The following is a 22,579-nucleotide window of genomic DNA, read 5'->3' as shown; positions in this document are numbered from 1 at the left end:
ATTCTTAATTCCGTTGTGTTGGGTGACAGTTAGACATTATGCCAAGCAGCGAACTAAACCGCTTGGTCTTTACGCTGACGCAGCCACACCCTTGCTGCTTCAGCATCCAATTCAATTTGTTGTTTTAAAGCTTCGAATGACTCAAATTTATGCTCATCTCGAATCTTATCTAAAAGTACGATTTCTAACTGCTTGCCATATAAATTGGCTTTAAAGTCGAATAGATGTACTTCTAGTTGCTGGCGAACTCCGTTAACGGTTGGTCTATTGCCAATGTTCGCCACGCCTCCTACTGGTTTATCACCAAGGCCTAAAGCCTCAACGGTATACACACCAGAAACAGGAGATACGCAACGTTTTAGTGGGATATTCGCCGTAGGAAAACCTATCGTTCGGCCTAATTTTCGGCCATGGGATACTCGACCACTAATACTATAATCTCGCCCTAACATTTCCGCTGCTGCATCAAGCTTATCTTTCGCTAATGCTTCACGAATCGCAGTGCTGCTGACTCTTAATTGCTGTAGACGAAAGCTTTGAGTGCTAACCACTTCAAAACCATACTGCTTACCCGCTTCTTGTAGCATGGCAAAGTTGCCTTTACGGCCACGGCCAAAGCAGAAATCATCACCTACGACGAGAAACTTAACACCCAAACGCTTAACCAACAAGTCACTAATAAATTCATCAGCAGTTTGATTGGCAAACTGGTGGTTAAAGTTAACACAAAGCAACCTTTCAATATTGAGTTTACTTAGCTGAACATATTTGTCTCTCAGTCGTGTTAAACGAGCTGGAGCTTTATCTTTAGCAAATAATTCCAATGGCTGAGGGTCAAAGGTCATCACTATTGAAGGTAAACCTAAGACTTTTGCCTGCTCAGACACTTGGCGTAGTACTTCTTGGTGGCCTAAATGAACACCATCAAAGTTTCCGATCGTCAACACACACCCTTGATGGCGTGGCTTGATGTTATGAATGCCTCGGATCAATTCCATTGGAAACCGCTAAAAACCTATCTTTGTGTTAATTTCTCTTCTAAAAAGAGTCTTATTGCGTAAAACTGACGGATTATATACTAATCACGCTCACTCTGTCGCTGCTTTTAAATCTTTTAACCTGACTCCCAGCAATAGCAATGTCGCAAGGTAAACACCAGCACCTAACCCAATAAGTACCGTTAACCACATCACTCGCTCCATCAAACTCCAAGTAAGCCAAACGTCCATTTCTTCTAATTGCCATAAAATAGCAGTGATCATTAGACCACCAGCAACGACCAGTTTGGCCATAAATACGAGTGTTGTACGCGTCAACTTGTACACGCCAGCAAGATGTAAACCACGATAGAGTAAAGACATATTGACGAAAGCGGAAAGCGCTGTCGCAATTGCCAACCCAACATAACCATAGAACCAAGCAAAGATGGCGTTAAAGACCATATTAGTCACCATCGCAATGATTCCGTACTTCACCGGTGTCTTAGTGTCTTGTCGTGAGTAATAGCCCGGAGCAAGTACCTTAATAAGCATGAAATTCAGCAAACCAGAGGCATAAGCCATCAATGACATTGAAGCAAATTCGACATCTTGCGGAGTAAACTCACCACGCATAAATAGCACCATAAGCATTGGCTTAGCTAGCACCATTAAACCGAGCATTGCAGGGACACCGAGCAAGGTCACCATGCGTACGCCCCAATCCATCGTCTGCGCAAAGCCATCACTTTGAGCGTCGACATGCTTACGTGAAAGAGCAGGAAGAATCACAGTTGCAATCGCAATACCGAATAAACCGAGTGGGAACTCCAACAAACGGTCTGAATAATAAAGCCAACTGATTGAGCCTGTTTGTAAGAAGCTTGCAATAAACGTATCAAACAATAAGTTGATTTGGCTTACTGACACACCAAATAAGGCAGGGATCATTAAAGTGCGGATTTTGACAACGCCAGGATCGCGCCATCCCCACTTAGGCTTTACCATTACACTCGCTTTAATTAGGAACGGGATCTGAAACAAAAACTGAACCAAACCGCCAAGGAATACACCAATTGCAAGGCCTATTTCTGGTTGGCTTAACTGAGGTGCGATAAGCCAAGCAGAGAGAATGATCATTACGTTAAGGAAAACAGGTGTAAAAGAAGAGACGGCAAACTTACCCAGTGTATTAAGTATTGCGCCGGACAAAGCAACGAACGTAATAAACCATAAATATGGGAAAGTTATTTTGAGCATTAAGCTGGCGAGCTCAAACTTCTCAGCAGAAGGCCCGCCATTCATCCAGTCTAAGAACCAACCGAAGCCGAATAAAGCAGTAACAACACCAGAGCCTAATACACCAAGTAATGTAACTATAGAGACAATCACCCCGAGGGTACCTGCCGCTCTCGCAATCAGCTCGCGAGTCTTGTCCATATCTCCAGCGGCGTGGCTTTCTGTTAATACTGGAACAAAGGCCTGAGAAAATGCACCTTCAGCAAATAAGCGACGTAAAAAGTTAGGAATTTTGTTGGCAAAGAAGAAGACATCCGCACTTGCGCCTGCCCCCATTAGATTGGCAACAACTACGTCTCGCACTAAGCCTAAAACGCGAGAAATCAATGTCATGGCACTTACAATCATGCCCGACTTGAGTAGACGTTTACTCACAATAACCTCAGGATTCAAAAATTTTGCCTTACTTTACACTAGGAATGTCATAACCAGAGCAGATTAGTATTAGCATTGAAAAAAAAATACTGTTAGAATCCCCGCCATCTTAACCGTGAAGACCTTTCAATCCAAAATTTGTTTGGCTCGATTGGTTTTTGCACAAATTATTTGACATTTAAGAGCAAATAGGGGATATTCCTTGCCCTTAAATTGTCACTGAACTAAGTTTTTGGGAGTTAGACCCTTGGCAAATAGTAAATCTGCTAAGAAGCGCGCTATCCAGGCTGAGAAACGTCGTCAGCACAACGCTAGCCGTCGCTCAATGATGCGTACTTACATGAAGAAAACTGTTGCTGCTATCGAAGCTGGCGACAAAGCTGCTGCAACTGAAGCATTCGCTGCAGTTACACCAATCCTAGACCGTATGGCAACTAAAGGCCTTATTCATAAGAATAAAGCTGCTCGTCATAAGTCTCGTTTCGCTGCAGCAATCAAAGCTCTTTAATTAGAACTCTGATTATACAGTGAAAGAAAAAACCGGCATTAGCCGGTTTTTTTATACCCAAAATTTGGGGCTATCAAGATAACCCCTAATAATTTTATTCTTTGCAGTACAAATCATGCAGTAATTGGATCATCGCTTTAACTTCTTCACTGCTTAATGTGTAGTAAACAGTTTGCGCTTCTTTGCGAGTGTTCACCAACCCATCACGACGAAGCCATGCAAGATGCTGTGAAAGTGCTGATTGACTCAGTTCAAGCTTACTGCACAACTCCCCTACTGATAATTCTTGGTTATGTAGCAAACATAAGATTTGCAGACGACGCTCATTCGCCATCGCCTTGAGTAGTACTACCGCCTGAGCAGAGTTTTTTTCCATCTCTTGTAAATTCATCGGCCACTACCTCTAAACAATATGACAACTAGATCCAGTTTGAGCTTTTACACTGTCTAGAGCTATAACCACACTAAAAACAATGCTATTCAACAAGAATATTTCAAATATTAATCGAATTGTTACAACTAATCTATTTGTTGAAATGAAAAAAGTTCTTAATTAAATAAGGTTGTGAAGTCTGCATCACAAACATTCTTCACTGCTGGGTGCTGAATCATACGTTCTGCGAAGATCACGTAGTACTCTTCTTTTAGCTCATCGATATGGCCAATCAACTGAAGTGGGAGATCGCTTTCTACTTCCGTTACATAAATGGAAGGTGCTAAAAAGATCACATCGTGATGATAACGGGCAAAGGCTTTCATTAGTGCCACGTCATCAAACTCACCTAAGATATTTGGCTTCAAACCTTGTCTATCGAACCACTGCAAGACCTTACGCCCCATTGCTGTGCGACTACCAGGGATCAGGAGTTTTCTCTGTTCTAATACGGCTGGGAAACTAACGTTATCAACATTGCCTGAACAGAAGAAACTCATATTCGACTCACCTAACTTCTTACTATATAAGCCAGGACTTTGGCTGGAATCTACAGGGCAATCGGACAAAATCATGTCCAGCTTATGCTGAGAAAGCTGTTCTAATAACATTTCGTGAGTCGATTCAAAACAGCGTAAATGAATACTGTTGTCATCAGGTACTGTCGTTAACAAGATTTTACTGACTAACCGTTTTGATAAAGCATCAGCGACACCCACATCAAATAGAATATTGGAGCGTTGGCTGTAGTTAACGATATCAAGCATTTCATAACTTAAACCAAACATACGATCAGCGTACTTAAACACCAGTTGACCAAGCTCCGTTGGTTCGAGGCTACGACCATTTCGTTTAGTGAGCTTACCATCCATACGCTCTTCTAGTGCTTTGATCTGCCCTGTGACAGTTTGTGGGGTAAGAAATAGTGCATCAGCAGCTTTCGTTACTGACCCCTGTTTACACACCATCCAAAAGTAATACAGGTGGTTGTAGTTTAAGTGCGACATCGACAGAATCTCTTGTTAAACAGATATGATGGTTATATCAAAAGCAAACCATGACAACAATAACTCGGCAAAACCGATAATAACCAAGCATTAATCAACTTTTACCGAAATCTGATTTTATAATATGACAATTCGTTGTCATAAACTTCTACTCATCCTAAATTTTTTGTGATTTTTTTCGATGTTAGTCACATCTTAAATCGGCTTTAAAAACTCAATAATAAACCATTAAATTCAAATACTTAAAATCATTGTAAATTTCAAATTACACACCAAAAACCAGTCACAAGATAAAAAAAATTTCATTACACAGAACTGTAATATTACTGAAATATTTCCCCTCTAACATCGCCCTCAGTTTCAACAACAGACCAAAACAAAGACATTAACGGTCCACGGAGAAAATGATTATGAACCAAGCTACTACTACAGCGGCGCCGATTTCGAGCACTACTCGCTGGTTGCGCTGGGCTAACTTGGCATTCATGTTGTATCTGCTACTTCTAGCGGTATCTATGGTAGGCAGCGGTTTCAAATGGGCAACTGGCGATCAAGCTAAAGTTCTATTTGAATTTGCTTCTCACCCTGTAGCAGGTTTGATGATCGGTCTAGTCGCAACGGCGCTAATCCAATCTTCAAGTACAGTAACTTCTATTATCGTGGGCTTAGTTGCCGGCGGTCTTCCGGTGGAAACTGCAATCCCAATGGTTATGGGTGCAAACATCGGTACAACAGTAACAAACACACTAGTTTCACTAGGACACGTTCGCTGTAAAGAAGAGTTCAAGCGTGCATTTGCAAGTGCTACGATTCACGATTTCTTCAACTTACTAGCGGTAGCGATATTCCTACCTATTGAAATGATGTTCGGCATCCTTGATAAGATCTCTCATTGGTTGGTATCTCCGTTCCTTGCAACTGGTGATATGAGCATCAAAGGTTTGAACTTCATTAAGCCTCTTACTAAACCAGTTGTAAGCGCAGTAAAAGAGCCTCTAGCAACATTCGGTGATCAAGTTGGTGGTATCATGCTAATCGTTCTGGGTATTGCAACTATCTTCGTTGCTATCACAGTGATGGGTAAACTGATGAAGAGCCTAATGGTTGGCCGAGCTCGTGAGATTCTAAAGAACGCAATCGGTCGTGGCCCAATCCACGGTATCTTCTCTGGTTCAATTGTAACAGTACTTGTTCAGTCTTCTTCTACGACGACAAGTCTAATGGTTCCACTAGTAGGTTCAGGTGTTCTAAAAGTACGAGATGTATACCCATTCACTCTGGGTGCTAACATCGGTACATGTATTACAGCTCTACTAGCAGCAACAGCAGTATCAGGTGAGTTCGCAGTATTCGCTCTACAAATTGCTCTGGTACACCTAGTGTTCAACATCATGGCAACGGTATTCATCTACGGCATCCCGTTCCTACGTGAACTACCAGTGAAAGGCGCTGACCTTATCTCTGATATGGCAGTGAAAAATAAAGCAGTCGTTGCAGGTTACCTACTAGCAGTATTCGTTGCTCTACCAGGTACTATCCTAGCGCTGACAGCATAATAAAAAGTTAATTACACCATCGCTTGCTAAGCCCCTAACGAAAGTTAGGGGCTTTTTTATACCTGAAAATGAGGAACTACCAATCACAAAAGTCATCTCTATTTTCGCCCCTACTCGCTATCTATAATCAGTTTTAGATGCAAAGGAAAAAAATATGAAAGACAAAATAGTTGGAACGGTGGTCCTTGACCAAGAGCAGATAAGCCATGGTGTTAAAACAGTAGCTCGACAGTTAAACCAAGCTTTTGCTGATGCAGTGATTGTGACAGTCACCCCAGGCGGTACCCTGTTTACGGCGGATCTGGTACGGCAATTAGACTTTGATGTGGAAATGGATTTTATCTCTTGCCCACACACTCCAGGTGATAGAGAAAATGGCTCTGCTATCACCTTTGATAACAATATCGATCTCACCAACAAACATGTCATCGTCATTGACGACGCTATCGAATCAGGTGGAACAATGAAGAGACTGGTCGACTTTCTAAAAAGTCACTACCCAATAAACTCTCTATCGGTAGCAACTTTGTTTGTGAAACCAGGGCGAGTCGATATTGATGCTCAGTGTTATTTTGCCTATGAAATGGACAACGATGATTTACTCGTCGGTTACGGTTTACCTTGGAAAGGAAAGTACCGAAACCTTCCATGCGTTCATAAACTAAACATAGCTTGATCGTATGCACATAAATAAAAAGGCCAGCTTCATCGCTGACCTTTTATTTATTCTTTACTGACTATACCGAGAACGGATACTTAATCGCATCGTGATGCTCATACCCTTCAACCCAGAAGTCATCCAGAGTGACCCAGGTTTCTAAATCTTCTAATGACTTAATTTCAGGATTGATATGGAAAGTAGGTGCTTTCAGAGGCTCGCGCTTAAGCTGCACATCACGCATCAGTTCTAGCTGGTCTTCATAGATATGAGCATTTACGATCTTATGATATGCCTGACCCGCTTTCTTACCCGTAATCTGCGCCATGATCGCTAGAAATACATAAACCTGAACCATATTGAAGTTTAGGCCAAGAGGTACGTCACACGAACGCTGAGTGCTGTTTAGATATAAGGTATCACCAAGCAACGAAAAGTGATGGCTGTACATACAAGGACGCAGACAGCCCATATGGAACTCGCCTGGGTTGTAAAAGTTAAGGATTTCACCGCGGTCATCAACACCACGAGTTAAATCATCAACAATCTTACGTAGCTGATCGATATGTCCGCCATCTGGCTTCGCCCACGCTCGGCCCTGCACACCGTAAACACGCCCCATGTCATCCTCACCTTTACGGTAAGAATTGTTTAACCATGCGTCGTTAAGGTTTGCATTCGCATCCCACGTTTTAGTACCAAGCTTGCGAAAATCTTCTGCATTGTCATAACCACGAATATAGCCAAGTAGCTCAGCAACTGCGGCTTTCCAAAAACTCTTACGCGTTGTAACTAGGGGGAACTGGTTATTTGCGACATCGTAAGTTAGATCGGCATTGATAACGGTTAGACAGCGCTTACCTGTTCGCTCGTTTTCAACCCATTCACCTTGCTCAACAATTCGCTGACAGAGATCTAAATACTGTTTCACACCAATTCCTTACTTCTGTTGTTGGGGTAGTTCGTCTTTGTAATGGCCGCGCTTATATGCCCATACCATCATGAGGATGCCAATGATCACCATAGGTAGAGATAGGATTTGTCCCATTGAGATAAACCCGCCAAATAGACCTAGATGGGCATCAGGCTCACGTACATATTCGACTAAGAAGCGGAATGTACCATATCCAGCTAAAAATAGCCCTGATACTGCACCGAGAGGACGAGGCTTTTTGATAAACCAATTAAGAATAAAGAACAGCACAATCCCTTCTAAGAACATTTCGTACAGCTGTGAAGGGTGACGAGGAAGTGGCCCACCGTTCGGGAAGACGAATGCCCAAGGAACATCCGTCACACGTCCCCAAAGCTCACTATTCATGAAATTACCTAATCGGCCCATACCAAGGCCAAACGGCACCAACGGAGCGATGAAATCCGCAACACCAAAGAACGTGCGGCCATTTTTCTTCGCATACCAAAACATTGCGGTAATAACACCTAGCAAGCCACCATGGAATGACATGCCACCCGTCCAAACTTTAAATAAGTAAAGAGGGTCTTGAAGGAACAAATCAAAGTTATAGAAAAGAACGTAACCTACACGTCCACCAATCACTACGCCTAAGAAGCCAGCGAAAAGGAGGTCTGAAACTTGTTCCCTTGTCCAGCCACTGTCTGGTTTATCTGCTCGTCGGTTTGCTAGCCAAAGTGCAAAAGCAAAGCCAACTAAATACATTAATCCATACCAACGGATTGAAAGAGGTCCAATAGAGACTAAAACAGGATCTATATTTGGAAATGGTAGATATCCCTGAGACATAGGATTTTTACTCTTATTTATTTAGATAATCATGAAGCGTATAGATGAGAGTGCGTTACAGCAACATAGTTCCAGCAACAAACATTAAAAAGAGTGCAAATATTTTTTTCAATGTTGGTGTTGGTAAAGAAGTTGCGAGTTTCGCACCAATTCGAGTCGTCATCATCGATGTTGACGCGATAGCAATCAATGCCGGAAGGTAAACATAACCGATACTGTACTCAGGTAAAGACTCTACTTTATAACCGTGTAAGATAAAGCCAATCATTCCTGAGATTGCAAGCATACAACCACATACCGAAGAAGAGCCAACAGCTTTACGCATTTCAATACCATGGCGATTCAAAAATGGAACTGATAGGGAGCCGCCACCAATACCGGCAAGGCTTGATATCATACCAATACCCGTACCAATCATCACTGTAGCGGTATTGCCTGGCATCGTCCGGTTCGATTTACCCTTAATTGAAAATAGCATTTGAATAGCAAGGCACAGCACAATAACACCAAACACCTTAGGCAAGTACTGAGCTGGTATCCACTCCGCGACTTTTGCACCTAAGAAGCCACCAACGATGACCCCCGGCATCAACCATTTCACCACAAACATATCGACGTTACCCAGTCTGAAGTGATTCAGTGCGGACGAACCAGATGTCGCAATAATAGTCGCAAGTGAAGTCGCCAAGGCAATGTGCATGCTAATAGAAGGATCGATGCCTGCGAGCGGCAGAAGAAACAGCAGAGCAGGTACAACAAGTAGTCCACCGCCTATACCAAGTAACCCAGCCATTACTCCGACAAGAGCACCAAGTGCCATAAAGGCGAGAAGTAATTCAATTAACACAAGCTACCTTATTTTTTACCTGCACGGATAAACCCAGCAAAGCCTTTATCCTCGAAAAACACCTGCATCATAGTATATATGTCATGGCCATACGGCTGCATCAGAGCTTTGTCAGCAAGCGCCTGGAGTTCATCTATTTCAGTGTTACGCAGTAAGTATTTTACCTTTGCCACATTTGATGTGTTCATACTCAAGCTACGATAGCCCAATCCAACCATTAACAGCGCCCCTATTGGATCACCCGCGAGTTCACCACAGATACATACAGGCAACTTGAGTTGCTGACAGCTTTTATGAATATGGCTTAACGCCATAATCACAGAAGGGTGCATCGATTCGTAAACATCAGCGACACGAGCGTTATTACGATCCACGGCAAGTAGATACTGCGTTAAGTCGTTGGTGCCGATAGAGACAAAATCCACTTTACTCGCTATCAAGGGCAGTAAGTAAATCATGGATGGCACTTCAATCATCACGCCGATTTCAGGCATACGAACACGATCATCAAGTTCAGAAACTTCATCATAAGCGCGTTCGATTAACTCAATCGCATCATCCAGTTCCTGAGCTCCCGATACCATTGGCAGTAAAATACTTAAGTTCTGGTGTGTTGAGCTCGCACGCATCATTGCGCGGATTTGCATTAAGAAAATATCTGGGTGATCGAGCGTGAATCGGATACCTCGCCAGCCCAAGAATGGGTTGTCTTCTTCAATAGGAAGATATGGTAAAGCTTTATCTCCACCTACATCGAGGGTACGCATCACAACCCGTTTATTAGGGTAGGTATTTAATACGGCTTGATATTGCTGAGTTTGCTCTTCTTCTGAAGGGAAGCGATGTTGCAACAAAAACGAGATTTCAGTTCGATATAGCCCTACCCCATCAACGCCTTGGTTGATCGCAATATTCGCATCAGCACTCAAACCCGCATTAAGCATCACTTCAATGCGTTCGCCATCTTTGGTAAATGCAGGCTCTTCGATACGCTGATTGACCATATTCGCCAATTCGCGCTCTTCATTGGCTAATTCTCGATACTCACGTAGTAACTGACGGTTTGGCGAAACAAGAATTTTACCACTGTAGCCATCAACAACACCCAACTTACCGTTAATCGCCTTTAAGTTGAGGCTCACGCCCATCACCGCCGGAATACCAAGCGCTCGTGACAAAATTGCAGCGTGTGAATTCGCGGCACCTTCTAGAGAGATAACCGCCAGAAGCTTTTCTTTAGGTACCGACGCGAGCAAGCTTGCCGTGAGCTCACGAACAACCAAGATAACCGGCTTTTCGATAACCTGACGATCTTGCTCGGTATTGTGTAAGAAGAACAGTAAACGCTGGCCTAACTCGCGAATATCTTGTGCACGTTCACGTAAGTAAACATCTGACATACGAGCAAAGCGATTTGAATAGGACTCAACAACCTGACGTAACGCCCAGTCGGCTCGATCCCCTTTTTGGATCTGCGCTTTTAAGTCTTTACGCAGCATTGGGTCGTTCAATAAGTGAGTAAACAGATCAAATATCGCCAACGCATCTTTATTGATTTCGCTATCAAGCTTTTTGCGCATACGGCGAAAATCACTCAATGCTTCTTCAATTGCGAGCAATAACCACTCCTGCTCACGTTCAACATCAAGTGTCGATGCAGGATAGATATTAGAGAGCTCAGGTTGAGTGTCATCCCACCAAAACTCTCCGATCGCAACCCCCGAAGACGCAGGTACACCACGTATCGCCTGTTGCTTTTTCTCTAACCGCCAATGCCCTTGGGTTTGAGCATGGGCAATGATCACCGCGAGCTGTGCAGCAAGAGTCACTAAGAAAGACTCTTCCATTTCATTAAATAAACGTGGCGTTTTTTGTTGCACGACTAAAACCCCAAGCACCTGCTTGCGGTAAATAATAGGTGTGCCTAGAAAACTTTGGTAAATTTCTTCACCAAGTTCTGAGAAGTATTTAAATTTGGGATGTTTTGATGCTTCAGCAAGGTTCAACGGCTCAGCACTACGCTTAACCAAGCCGACCAAGCCTTCACTAAAGCGGATATGAATTTTATCGCCTTTGAAACGCAACCCCTGAGTCGCCATCAACTCTAGGCGCTGCATTTCTTCATTGGCAAGATAGACAGTACAACACTCAGTGCTCATAGCACTGCACGTTTGCTTTACTAGAATATCTAAAGCTTGATGGACTTCATCAACTTTAGATACTTGTTCAACTATTTCCCTTAGCTGAGAAAGCATGCCTATCCTCTTCGATGCTTACGCTTACCTTTAACTCTGCGTTCTTTAAATGGCATCGCCATGGATGCAAACTCTTTCATTGCTCGTCGATAAACATCGCGCTTGAAAGAGACCACTTGTCGCACTGGATACCAATAACTTACCCAACGCCAACCATCAAATTCAGGGGAACTACCTCGCTGCATGTTAATTCGTGATTCATCACAATCTAAGCGCAGTAGAAACCATTTCTGTTTTTGGCCGATACAAACCGGTTTCGAATCCCAACGTACGAGTCGCTTTGGTAGTTTGTACCTTAACCAATGACGACTTGTCGCTACGATTTTGACATCTTTTTTAGTAAGACCAACCTCTTCGTATAACTCCCTGTACATTGCTTGTTCAGGTGTTTCACCTTCGTCAATTCCGCCTTGAGGGAACTGCCAAGAGTGTTGTCCGTATCGTTTTGCCCAGAAGACCTGACCATGGCTGTTACAGATTACAATTCCCACATTTAAGCGGTAACCATCGCCATCTATCACTGGCCAACCTCTAATAAATTCTTAATTACAGTGATTTTTCCACATATCCCCAGCAGGAGCAAACTTACTAGTGTGACTAACACAGAAAATATTACCTTCCTTCTGAATAATGGATAACTTTTAATCAAAACCAAGGTTACTCACACACATGTGAGACATAGGCCACATTTATTCACCTTTTCTGTGTATAACTATGTGAAGAATCAATGAGAAAGTGATCAATAATCGAACGCACTGTAAAGCAGCAATATCAACATTAAGCGAAGGTAGATAATTAATCCTTTTAAAACATACAATTAATAAAACATCACTGTGAAAAACATGGAATCCCAACTTTAAAATATAACCTCAACACAGATCGGTCAAAGATCAACCAACCCTGCATTTATCCACACACCGCGTCCATGACTTGGGTAATAACTTGAAAAGACAAGTATTTTATCACTCAAAAACCACTGTTAATTTATACATAATCAATGAAAGTTAACTAATTTTGCGTTGCACCTGTGGATAACCTAAGAAATGATGATCTTTTGCTCATAACGATCAATCTTAGTACATTCGAAATTTCCTCAGATTCCGTTACAATAGCGACCCTCCACACATTAGATCGATGACATATGAAATCCGAACCTCAGTCAGAACAAGAACTGCTTGAACGAGCAAATAATATTGCTGGTGTCAGCTTTCAAGAACTCGCTGACGAGGCAAAGATCAATGTGCCACCGGATCTTCGCCGGGATAAAGGCTGGGTTGGTCAATTACTCGAGTGGCATTTAGGTGCGACTGCTGGAAGCAAACCAACTCAAGATTTTGAAAAACTGGGTATCGAATTGAAAACGATCCCAATTAGTTACACTGGTAAGCCATTGGAAACCACTTTTGTCTGTGTCGCTCCATTGGTTGGTGTACATGGCCTTACTTGGGAAACCAGTCATGTAAGAAATAAGCTATCCCGTGTTATCTGGGTTCCAGTAGAAGGTGAACGAGAGATTCCATTAGCTGAACGACGCGTTGGTTCGCCGCTAATTTGGTCACCAAGTCACGAAGAAGAATCGCAGCTAAAGCAAGACTGGGAAGAGTTGATGGAAATGATCGTGCTTGGCCGCGTAGAGCAGATCAATGCACGACATGGTGAAATGCTTCAACTGAGACCAAAAGCAGCAAACAGTCGAGTGCTAACGGAAGCGTACGGCGCTAGCGGAAAACCAATTAAAACCCTGCCGAGAGGGTTTTATCTTAGAACTCAGTTTACCGCTCGAATTCTAGAACAGCATTACGTTTAATGTGTGGTCAAAGATAACTCTACATCGTGGTACAACGGCCCATCTCCAGCACCAAATTCATCGTATGCATTGTGCAGACGTAAGTATGCTCTCTCTACTCCTAAGCGCAGCAGCTCCTCTTTGACAAGCTCTAGTGAATCAAAATGGATCGGTTCATCATCAACCTTTATTGGCTCGAGTTTATGTTTGTATTCCACGGCTAATAAGTACTGAGACAAATCAGAACAGCCAATTACAAATACTTTCGGCGGTTGATAGCTCTCTTTATGGTATCCATGAATCCACTTATCTAACTGACTTTTTTGCATAACTCACCTCCATATAACAGTATTAGCCAAGTTAGCAATTTTTGCGAATTTGTTACCTGATCCTTTTCTAACCCCAGAAAAATCACCTATAGTGGTATATCTTCAACAGTGATGACAAGGAAGATCGATGCAATACAACAAGTTACCTCATTCGACTCTTGAGCTAAGTAAGATCTGTCTTGGCACAATGACGTTCGGTGAGCAGAACACAGAGCAAGAAGCATTTAGCCAACTCGACTACGCCCTCGAGCGAGGTGTGAACTTCATTGATACCGCTGAAATGTACCCAGTACCACCAAAAGCAAACACACAAGGCTTAACCGAGCAATATATTGGTAACTGGCTTGCTAAATCAGGGAAACGTGAAAAAGTCGTACTTGCAACCAAAATCGCAGGCCCGAGAAACGTGCCATATATCCGAGACAATATGAGCTTGGATAGAAAAAACATCCACTTAGCGATCGACGACAGCTTAAAACGCCTACAGACAGATTACGTTGATCTTTACCAGCTTCACTGGCCTCAGCGTCAAACTAACTGCTTTGGTCAACTCAATTATCCATACCCAGATGAACAAGAAGAAGTCACGCTAATAGAGACTTTAGAAGCACTCGCTGAACTGATCAAAGCAGGTAAAGTTCGTTACATTGGCGTGTCCAATGAAACACCTTGGGGCGTAATGACCTTATTACGTTTGGCTGAAAAACATGAATTGCCAAGAATTGTCTCTATTCAAAATCCCTACAACTTACTGAACCGAAGCTTTGAAGTTGGATTATCTGAAATCAGTCACTACGAAGGAGTTCAGCTATTGGCCTACTCTCCGCTAGCCTTTGGCTGTCTCAGTGGTAAGTACTTGAATGATGCTCGACCTAATGGTGCACGCTGCTCGCTCTTTGAACGCTTTGTGCGCTACTTTACGCCTCAAGGTATTCAAGCGACTCAAGCGTATGTGAACTTGGCCAGAGAACATGGCTTAGACCCTGCGCAGATGGCACTCGCTTTTGTCAATCAAAGGCCGTTTGTCGCATCCAACATCATTGGCGCGACAAACCTTGAACAGCTTAAATCAAATATTGATAGTTTAGATGTCGTATTAACGGATGAGTTGCTTCAAGGGATTCAAGAGATTGGAACGACTTACTCCAATCCTTGTCCATAAACCGTCTGGTTCATTTTCGACAGTCATAGAGTTCGGGGCAGGTGAAGCAACCTGCCCCTTTTATTTACGTCAGTATTCGCGCACTGAGTACACGACGAAGATGACGAACACGACGCTCGGCTTTGACGCAATCTGGCTCGGTAAAACCAATTGGTCGACCATCTTGCTCTAGGCCAATATCACGAAGCAAGTGAGCATTATTCCACGGAAGATCATACGCGCTGCGGCGTAATTTTCGTTTCCATTCACGTTCTTCACGTTTAAGGTCTGCCTTTACTAAGACGGTGGCTAGCTTTAGATATACAGAATGACTCATGAGTTTTCTCCAGTTGAGTAAGTGCTGGGAAAAGATCAACGAATCTAGAAAGATTGAGTTTTAATTCGCTGCCTTTCCGCAGCCAATTAAAAATAAGAGGGTACGGATTAATTACATTGGTTTATCTAGGTTTCGATCGGCGATAACAGAGGTATGTTTATTCGCACCCATTGCTGGTGTGATTCGATCGACAGACGCACAGATAAATGATTGAACAGTAAAGTGTTTCATTGTGCGCCTCCTAGCTATGTATTAATCCAAATAAGTTTGTGGGTATGAACCTGAGCTCATGGTTAAATTCTAACCGCGATGGTTATTTATTCAACTGCTTTTTAACCAACAAAAGCAAAACAATTTTTTTACCTAAAAATAACCATTCATCGCCTAGGAGAATAAGATATTCATCTTGGCTCTAATCAATCAATGGTGAATTATGTCTAATTTATAAAAAAGCCACACTGAATATAGTGTGGCTTGAGAAGTCTGTATCGCATTTTAGGCGGGCACATCTGAGATCAAGTTATGCTTGTTTAACAAACGATACATTGTTGCACGCGATACACCTAGCTCTTTCGCCGCCATCGAGACCTGTCCAGAGTGAGACTCCAACACAAGCAATAGAGCATCTCTTTCGCTACGCTCTCGAATACTCTTCAAGCTACGTCGACTATCACTACGCTTAGGTAAATCCAAACTTACCTCATCGAGCATGACCGTATCTGACATGAGAACTACTCGTTTAATCTGGTTCATCAGTTCGCGAACGTTACCAGGCCAATGGTAGCGGGTTAAAGCACGGGTCGCTTCTTCGGTAAAACTGCGTGCTTGAGCATTGTACTCTTTCGAATATTCTTGCAAGAAATGACGTGCAAGAATCGCGATATCCCCAGCTCGTTCTTTCAAACTCGGCACATTGATTCTGAGCACGTTGATGTAATGGTATAGCTCTTCATTGAAATCACCATCAATTAAAGCTTTTTCTATGTCTGCAGAGTTTGCAGCTAGTACACGTACATCGACTTCTTTACGTCCTGAGGCAGTGTCAACCATGCCTTCTTGCAAGAAACGTAATAGATTAAATTGTTGAGATTTCGGTAAGGTGAGAATGTCATTGAGTAGAATCGTCCCGCCATGAGCTTTCTCTAGAATCGAAGGCTCATTAGTATCTTCTCGATTAATACCAAATAGATCGCTCTCAATACGACGCTCTGACATCGCTCGACAGTTAACTGAAATAAACTCTTTATTGGCACGAGCCGAGGTACGGTGCACTGCTCGCGCGACCGTTTCTTTACCTGTACCACTTTCACCGTAAATAAGAATACTGACGTCCGTTGGACCTATACGTTTGATTTGATCTCTTAGACGCTTAACTGGCATTGAGTCGCCAATTAACCCCATATCGCTTTGATTGCCATAGTGAGGCCACACTTTTTTCTCTAACTTCAGCATTCCCAACTGGTGACCGATCGTACTCAGCAGTTGTGCGTCTGGAATTGGCGCAGTGAAAAAGTCGATACAGAAGTTAACGATAAATTGGCAGATCGTATCGGAGCTCAACTGAGATTCACGGATAAACGCAAGCCATCGAACCTGCTTATGTTTACTCACCAAATTGGCGATGCCATTTAAGCTAAACTCGTCATGACTAAGATCGACAATGCCAATGCAAGGACCCGTTTCAGTAAACAGCTCATCAGCTTTGCGCAAATCTCCACACTGCGTGCACCTCCAACCGACTTGCTCTAAGACTGAAAGCCACGGCTCATAGGTTCCTCCCACTACAACCAACGAACCTGGAACGGAATCCATCCGGAATTGACTACCCATGAAGCTAGTTCCTTTTATTGATAACGTAAATAGTGTGCATACAAAAGCACATAAAAAATTATGTCGTTACATTATAGAGACTCGCGTAGAGAATCTGTCTCAATAATAAGACTAGTGATTGAATCGACCTTTTTCCATACATTGTGGGAGTAGTCTCAAAGAAATTTGCGTCTTTATCTTGATTTTCAGTAGCTTACAGAACAACGTTTTAGTACGTAATATATTTCAGGTAATAAAAAAGCCATCCGAAGATGGCTTTTTCAATTCAATTATTTTGACCGATTACGCTTGTGGACGCATCGCTGGGAACAGAATCACGTCACGGATTGTGTGCGTGTTAGTGAACAGCATTGCTAAGCGATCGATACCGATACCTTGACCAGCTGTTGGTGGTAAGCCGTGCTCAAGTGCTGTGATGTAGTCTGCATCGTAGTACATTGCTTCATCATCGCCCGCATCTTTCGCATTAACTTGCGCTTTAAAACGCTCGTCTTGATCTTCTGCATCGTTAAGCTCAGAGAAGCCGTTTGCAACTTCACGACCACCGATAAAGAACTCAAAACGGTCTGTGAAGAATGGGTTGTCATCGCTACGACGTGCCAGTGGAGAGATATCCGCTGGGTAGCCAGTGATGAACGTTGGTTGGATTAGCTGAGGCTCAGCTGTTTCACCAAAGATCTCTTCTAGAAGCTGACCACATGTCCAGAATGTCTCTACTTCAACGTGTACAGACTTCGCGATTGCTACCATCTTCTCACGGTCTTGTAGATCTTCTTCTGTTAGTGCTTGGATCTCAGCGTGGTCAGGGTTGTAGTGTTTGATTGCTTCAAACATGCTCATACGAGCGTACTTACCACCAAACTCAACCGTCTCGTCACCGTAAGGCATAGACGTTGAACCTAGAACGTCCATTGCTACTGTGCTTAGCATCTCTTCTGTTAGATCCATTAGATCTTTGTAGTCAGAGTACGCTTGGTAGAATTCCATCATTGTGAATTCTGGGTTGTGACGTGGCGATAGGCCTTCGTTACGGAAGTTACGGTTGATCTCGAATACACGGTCAAAACCACCCACTACTAAACGCTTCAGGTAAAGCTCAGGTGCAACACGTAGGTACATGTCGATGTCTAGTGCGTTGTGGTGAGTAATGAATGGACGAGCCGTTGCACCACCAGGGATCACGTGCATCATTGGCGTTTCCACTTCTAGGTAGCCTTTTGAGCTCATGAAGTTACGGATTGCCGATACAAGCTTAGAACGGATGATGAACGCTTCACGTGAATCTTGGTTCACGATTAGGTCAACGTAACGCTGACGGTAACGCATCTCTTGGTCAGTCAGACCGTGGAACTTCTCTGGAAGTGGACGAAGTGCTTTAGTTAGCAGCTCGTAAGACTCCATGTTCACGTAAAGGTCGCCTTTACCTGACTTGTGAAGTGCACCTTTAACACCGATGATGTCACCGATATCTAGACCTTGGTATTTCTCTTTCAGCTCTTTTTGAACATCTTTCGCTGCATATGCTTGGATACGGCCAGATGTTTCTTGGATAGCTAGGAATGGACCACGCTTAGCCATAACACGGCCAGCAATTGCAACAACGTGGTTTAGCTCTTCTAGCTCTTCCTTCGTCTTTTCACCGAATTCCGCTTGAAGATCGCCAGCTAGGTGCTCACGACGGAAATCATTTGGGTGGCCATTTGCTTTGCAGCTTTGACGGATATGATCCAACTTAGCGCGACGCTCAGCAATTAGCTTGTTTTCTTCTTGTACGTTTTCGTTTTGAACAGCATCAGTCATTTTCGATGTATCCTGTTTTCGTTAGTAACGAGTGTTTTTTCGGTGAAAAGCTTATAGACCTGATTTCAGGCTAGCTTCGATAAATTTGTCTAAGTCGCCGTCTAGAACCGCTTGAGTGTTGCGGTTTTCTACGCCTGTACGTAGGTCTTTAATGCGCGAGTCATCAAGTACGTAAGAGCGGATTTGGCTACCCCAACCGATGTCAGATTTCGCATCTTCATTTGCTTGCTTCTCTGCATTCTGCTTTTGAATCTCTAATTCAAACAGTTTTGCACGAAGCTGCTTCATCGCTTGGTCTTTGTTCTTATGTTGAGAACGATCATTCTGACATTGAACCACAGTGTTAGTTGGAACGTGAGTAATACGTACCGCAGATTCTGTAGTGTTAACGTGCTGACCACCCGCACCTGATGCACGGTATACATCAATACGTAGATCAGAAGGGTTAATGTCGATGTCGATGTTGTCATCAATCTCTGGGTAGATAAACGCAGAAGCAAACGATGTATGACGACGGCCGCTTGAGTCGAATGGTGATTTACGAACTAAACGATGAACACCAGTTTCTGTACGTAGCCAACCGTAAGCGTATTCGCCAGAAATCTTTACAGTCGCACCTTTAAGGCCTGCAACTTCACCTTCAGATACTTCGATAACCTCAGTCTTAAAGCCTTTCGCTTCAGCCCAACGTAGATACATACGCAGCATCATTGAAGTCCAGTCTTGCGCTTCTGTACCACCAGAACCAGACTGCAAGTCAATGTAGCAGTCAGATGCATCGTGGTCGCCAGAGAACATACGGCGGAATTCTAGCTTTTCTAGCTTCGCTTCAAGCTCTGCAAGTTCTGGTTCGATTTCGTCAAACGTTTCTTGATCTTCTTCTTCAACGGCAAGTTCTAAAAGACCATCAACGTCTTCCACACCTTGCTCAAGTTGATCGATCGTTTCAACAACCGCTTCTAATGCAGAACGCTCTTTACCTAACGCTTGTGCACGCTCTGGTTCGTTCCATACATCTGGTTGTTCTAGTTCTGCGTTAACTTCTTCTAGACGCTCTTGTTTCGCGTCATAGTCAAAGGTACCCCCTCAGGACATTTGTGCGCTCAGACACGTCCTTTAGGCGGTTTTTAATTGGATTGATTTCAAACATGTTTGCTCAACATTTATGAGTAGAATTTAACCGGAGAATTCTACTCAAAAATGTGACGAAGATACAGGAATTTTTTATTGGCGAATAAAAATTCATCAATATAAAAAATCCCCTGTCACGCCTTACGTGACAGGGGATCTTTGATTCATCTTTACTGAGTGATTATGCCGTTTCTTCGGTTAACTCTGCTTCTTCAACTTTACCAACAAAAAGCATAGCAATCATTGCTACAACAGTAGGAAGTAACCACCCCATACCGATATTGAATAGCGGCAGCATGTTAAATGCAGACACATCAACACCAGCAACTTTTGCTGCATCAATAAGAGCAAATAGCAGTGATACTAGAATAACCACACGGTACGCCGCTTTTGGATTTGGAAGCTTCTTACGAATAAACGTCAGTGCAACCAAAGCAATCGCAACAGGGTAAAGTGCAAATAGAACTGGAACAGACAAAGCAATCAGTTGAGATAGACCTACGTTTGCTACCGTCGCACAAGCTACACCGTTAATGATAACCCAAGTCTTGTAAGACATTGGCGTTAACGAGCTAAAGTAATCCGAACATGCTGAGATAAGTCCAATCGCTGTTGTTAGACACGCTAGAAGTACAATCACAGATAGAACGATTTGACCGTAAGGACCAAACAGAGATTGTACATATAGACTCAGTACAACACCGCCATTGTCTGCGCCCGCTGCTACAGCAGAGCTGGTTGCGCCCAAGTAGAACAGTGAAACGTAAACAAACGTTAGACCAGCAGCTGCAATACATGCCGCACTGATTAGGTATTTCGCTGTTGGTTTTTGCTCAGTAATGCCTTTTTGACGCAGTGCATCAACAATCAATACACCAAACATCAAAGAACCAAAGGTATCCATGGTGTTGTAACCTTCAAGGAAACCTTTTTGCAGTGGGTGCGTTAGGTATTCACCTTGCGCAGCAATCATCTCGCCTTGTGGGTCAATAAACACCGCTGCAGCTAGAATAATCAGGCCGATGAAAAGAACTGGCGTCAACACTTTACCAATCACATCAATCAGTTTTCCTTGTGACCATGCGAAGAACATAGCAACAGCAAAGAAAAGAATAGAGAAGATCGTTAGGTGAGCTTGTGCTGCATCAATAAAAAACGGTTTTACCGCCATCTCGTAAGCGACAAGGCCAGTACGAGGCGCAGCAAACGCAGGACCGATGATAATAAAGATCAGTACCGCCATTACCATGGCAGCACGCTTTGGCAAATCTTTCGTTAAGTGCTCCCAAGAGCCACCAGCAACTGCAATAGCAACGATAGTAATTAAAGGAAGACCTACCGCAGTTAAAAGGAAACCTGTCATCGCAGGAAGAAGGTTATCACCCGCAAGTTGACCCGCTAGAGGTGGAAAAATGATGTTACCTGCACCTAAAAAGAAAGCGAAAAGCATAAAGCCGACCGCAATAATATCTGTTAATTTTAAAGTCTGATTCACTGTCGACCCTTTACTTATTATTTATTCAATGTTGTGTATGCTGAGTAGTACAAAATTATTGTCTACTCTATAAAATTTAGGCGCGCATAATGACGAAATCCTAATTGAGTGGCAAGCAACAGATAAAAAACACCATATAAATTTACAACAAACGTTAAAATGCAGCATATATCACTAGTTAAATAAAAATAACCAGCCCAATTAACTAATCACCTTCTGTTACATTCACAAAACAGATAGAACAAAAAACCAAACAATAAGTTAACAACAGATCATTTAACTCAAAATCCATACAATCACCGATGAACATAAAATTTTATGAAAAAGACAAAAAGCTTTGAGTTTAAACAGTTTAAAATTGATGGTGGCTACTCAGGAATGCCAGTCAGTACCGACGGCGTACTATTAGGCTCTTGGGCAAAACTGGATAACATTAAATTCATACTTGATATTGGGACTGGCACAGGGGTGCTTAGCTTAATGTGCGCACAACGAAGTCCAAACCTTGCCCTTGAAGCAATCGAGATAGATCATCACGCATTACAAGCCGCCCAAACCAACTTCGAAAACTCTCCATGGTCTGAGCGCATTGACCTCCATTACGGTGATGTACTGACGCATTCCTTTTGTCATAAATTCGACACTATCATTTGCAACCCGCCCTATTTCAACAGTGGTGAACAAGCGCAAAATAGCAGTAGAGCAATCGCAAGACACACAGACACGTTAGATCATAGCGACTTGCTACAACGATGTTGGGATCTACTGACCGATCAGGGCTATGCCAGCTTTGTACTTCCTAAAGTCGAAGGGGAAGCGTTTATTTCGTTAGCAAAGCAGAACAAGTGGTCATTACAACGATTATGCCAAGTTAAGCCAACGGAGAGAAAAGAAGTGAATAGGCTATTGATTCAACTAGGTAAACAGCCGAAACCATTGGATGTCAGTACCTTGACGATTCATGATAATGGTGGCTACAGTGATGACTTTGTACAGCTAACCAAAGCCTTTTATCTAAAGATGTAGAAAATAAGGTGTGATCCTTGTCACCGA

Annotated in this window: 21 protein-coding genes; 6 read left to right on the top strand and 15 right to left on the bottom strand. The window is 43.0% G+C overall.

What is annotated here, in order from left to right:
• Positions 1-53: 53 nt before the first annotated feature.
• Together ribF and murJ are read right to left on the bottom strand one after the other, a co-directional pair.
• On the bottom strand, positions 54-998 hold the full coding sequence (ribF, locus tag AAFX28_RS11435) for a bifunctional riboflavin kinase/FAD synthetase (RefSeq protein WP_408687777.1): 945 nt from the start codon (positions 996-998) through the stop codon (positions 54-56).
• Positions 999-1,088: 90 nt separating this feature from the next.
• Positions 1,089-2,651, bottom strand: a complete 1,563-nt coding sequence (murJ, locus tag AAFX28_RS11430; RefSeq protein WP_408687775.1) for a murein biosynthesis integral membrane protein MurJ — start codon at positions 2,649-2,651, stop codon at positions 1,089-1,091.
• Positions 2,652-2,898: 247 nt separating this feature from the next.
• On the opposite strand from murJ, the gene rpsT reads away from it, so the two are divergent.
• Positions 2,899-3,159: a 30S ribosomal protein S20 gene (gene rpsT, locus AAFX28_RS11425; protein WP_004744855.1), complete on the top strand. Its 261-nt coding sequence runs from the start codon at positions 2,899-2,901 to the stop codon at positions 3,157-3,159.
• A 94-nt stretch (positions 3,160-3,253) separates the two neighbouring features.
• Here rpsT and AAFX28_RS11420 read toward each other — a convergent pair whose 3' ends face one another.
• Both AAFX28_RS11420 and nhaR read right to left on the bottom strand, forming a co-directional pair.
• On the bottom strand, positions 3,254-3,550 hold the full coding sequence (locus AAFX28_RS11420) for an ArsR/SmtB family transcription factor (protein WP_408687773.1): 297 nt from the start codon (positions 3,548-3,550) through the stop codon (positions 3,254-3,256).
• Between the two features lie 158 nt (positions 3,551-3,708).
• Positions 3,709-4,599 (bottom strand): transcriptional activator NhaR, encoded by an 891-nt coding sequence (gene nhaR, locus AAFX28_RS11415; RefSeq protein WP_408687771.1) that lies wholly within the window; start codon positions 4,597-4,599, stop codon positions 3,709-3,711.
• A 410-nt stretch (positions 4,600-5,009) separates the two neighbouring features.
• On the opposite strand from nhaR, the gene AAFX28_RS11410 reads away from it, so the two are divergent.
• Positions 5,010-6,155: a Na/Pi symporter gene (locus AAFX28_RS11410; RefSeq protein WP_408687770.1), complete on the top strand. Its 1,146-nt coding sequence runs from the start codon at positions 5,010-5,012 to the stop codon at positions 6,153-6,155.
• Between the two features lie 154 nt (positions 6,156-6,309).
• Positions 6,310-6,831 carry a phosphoribosyltransferase gene (locus AAFX28_RS11405; protein ID WP_408687768.1) on the top strand — a complete coding sequence of 174 codons (522 nt, stop codon included), beginning with the start codon at positions 6,310-6,312 and terminating at the stop codon, positions 6,829-6,831.
• Positions 6,832-6,892: 61 nt separating this feature from the next.
• Here AAFX28_RS11405 and AAFX28_RS11400 read toward each other — a convergent pair whose 3' ends face one another.
• Genes AAFX28_RS11400 through rppH form a run of 5 tightly spaced genes read right to left on the bottom strand, consistent with a single transcriptional unit; the run spans position 6,893 to position 12,198 of the window.
• A complete protein-coding gene (locus tag AAFX28_RS11400; RefSeq protein ID WP_408687766.1) occupies positions 6,893-7,744 on the bottom strand; it encodes a thymidylate synthase in 852 nt (283 codons plus the stop codon).
• A 9-nt stretch (positions 7,745-7,753) separates the two neighbouring features.
• Positions 7,754-8,575, bottom strand: coding sequence for a prolipoprotein diacylglyceryl transferase (gene lgt, locus AAFX28_RS11395; protein WP_408687764.1), 822 nt, complete (start codon positions 8,573-8,575; stop codon positions 7,754-7,756).
• A gap of 55 nt (positions 8,576-8,630) precedes the next feature.
• Complete coding sequence (locus tag AAFX28_RS11390; RefSeq protein ID WP_408690862.1) at positions 8,631-9,395, bottom strand: sulfite exporter TauE/SafE family protein; 765 nt, start codon at positions 9,393-9,395, stop codon at positions 8,631-8,633.
• 35 nt (positions 9,396-9,430) lie between these two features.
• Positions 9,431-11,677 carry a phosphoenolpyruvate--protein phosphotransferase gene (gene ptsP, locus AAFX28_RS11385; protein ID WP_408687762.1) on the bottom strand — a complete coding sequence of 749 codons (2,247 nt, stop codon included), beginning with the start codon at positions 11,675-11,677 and terminating at the stop codon, positions 9,431-9,433.
• Between the two features lie 2 nt (positions 11,678-11,679).
• Positions 11,680-12,198 (bottom strand): RNA pyrophosphohydrolase, encoded by a 519-nt coding sequence (rppH, locus tag AAFX28_RS11380; protein WP_006878813.1) that lies wholly within the window; start codon positions 12,196-12,198, stop codon positions 11,680-11,682.
• A gap of 620 nt (positions 12,199-12,818) precedes the next feature.
• Here rppH and mutH point away from each other — a divergent pair.
• A complete protein-coding gene (gene mutH / locus AAFX28_RS11375; RefSeq protein ID WP_408687761.1) occupies positions 12,819-13,484 on the top strand; it encodes a DNA mismatch repair endonuclease MutH in 666 nt (221 codons plus the stop codon).
• Here mutH and AAFX28_RS11370 read toward each other — a convergent pair.
• Positions 13,481-13,792: a DUF6482 family protein gene (locus AAFX28_RS11370; protein ID WP_408687759.1), complete on the bottom strand. Its 312-nt coding sequence runs from the start codon at positions 13,790-13,792 to the stop codon at positions 13,481-13,483. The two genes, mutH and AAFX28_RS11370, sit on opposite strands and share 4 nt — an antisense overlap.
• A 127-nt stretch (positions 13,793-13,919) precedes the next feature.
• Here AAFX28_RS11370 and AAFX28_RS11365 point away from each other — a divergent pair, with 127 nt between their 5' ends.
• On the top strand, positions 13,920-14,954 hold the full coding sequence (locus tag AAFX28_RS11365) for an NADP(H)-dependent aldo-keto reductase (RefSeq protein ID WP_408687757.1): 1,035 nt from the start codon (positions 13,920-13,922) through the stop codon (positions 14,952-14,954).
• 64 nt (positions 14,955-15,018) lie between these two features.
• Here the strand turns inward: AAFX28_RS11365 and AAFX28_RS11360 are convergent, their stop codons facing one another.
• The 5 genes from AAFX28_RS11360 to brnQ form a co-directional block, all read right to left on the bottom strand.
• The gene (locus tag AAFX28_RS11360; protein ID WP_408687756.1) at positions 15,019-15,270 is read right to left on the bottom strand and encodes a DUF1127 domain-containing protein; all 252 of its coding nucleotides are present in this window, start codon (positions 15,268-15,270) and stop codon (positions 15,019-15,021) included.
• Between the two features lie 495 nt (positions 15,271-15,765).
• Positions 15,766-17,100, bottom strand: coding sequence for a cyclic-di-GMP-binding transcriptional regulator VpsR (gene vpsR / locus AAFX28_RS11355; protein WP_408687754.1), 1,335 nt, complete (start codon positions 17,098-17,100; stop codon positions 15,766-15,768).
• Between the two features lie 282 nt (positions 17,101-17,382).
• On the bottom strand, positions 17,383-18,900 hold the full coding sequence (gene lysS, locus AAFX28_RS11350) for a lysine--tRNA ligase (RefSeq protein ID WP_408687752.1): 1,518 nt from the start codon (positions 18,898-18,900) through the stop codon (positions 17,383-17,385).
• Positions 18,901-18,951: 51 nt separating this feature from the next.
• A protein-coding gene (prfB, locus tag AAFX28_RS11345; protein ID WP_126575070.1) for a peptide chain release factor 2 occupies positions 18,952-20,050 on the bottom strand; the annotation gives its coding sequence in 2 pieces (ribosomal slippage) (positions 18,952-19,974 and positions 19,976-20,050; 1,098 coding nt in all).
• Positions 20,051-20,212: 162 nt separating this feature from the next.
• Positions 20,213-21,526 (bottom strand): branched-chain amino acid transport system II carrier protein, encoded by a 1,314-nt coding sequence (brnQ, locus tag AAFX28_RS11340; protein ID WP_408687749.1) that lies wholly within the window; start codon positions 21,524-21,526, stop codon positions 20,213-20,215.
• Positions 21,527-21,844: 318 nt separating this feature from the next.
• Here brnQ and AAFX28_RS11335 point away from each other — a divergent pair, with 318 nt between their 5' ends.
• Positions 21,845-22,552: a tRNA1(Val) (adenine(37)-N6)-methyltransferase gene (locus tag AAFX28_RS11335; protein WP_408687747.1), complete on the top strand. Its 708-nt coding sequence runs from the start codon at positions 21,845-21,847 to the stop codon at positions 22,550-22,552.
• Positions 22,553-22,579: the final 27 nt, after the last annotated feature.

Origin of the sequence: Vibrio sp. TBV020, from assembly GCF_046056895.1 — a bacterium.
Taxonomy (GTDB): domain Bacteria; phylum Pseudomonadota; class Gammaproteobacteria; order Enterobacterales; family Vibrionaceae; genus Vibrio.
Note: the sequence above shows the minus strand (reverse complement) of the source record. Positions and strands in the feature narration are given on the sequence as shown.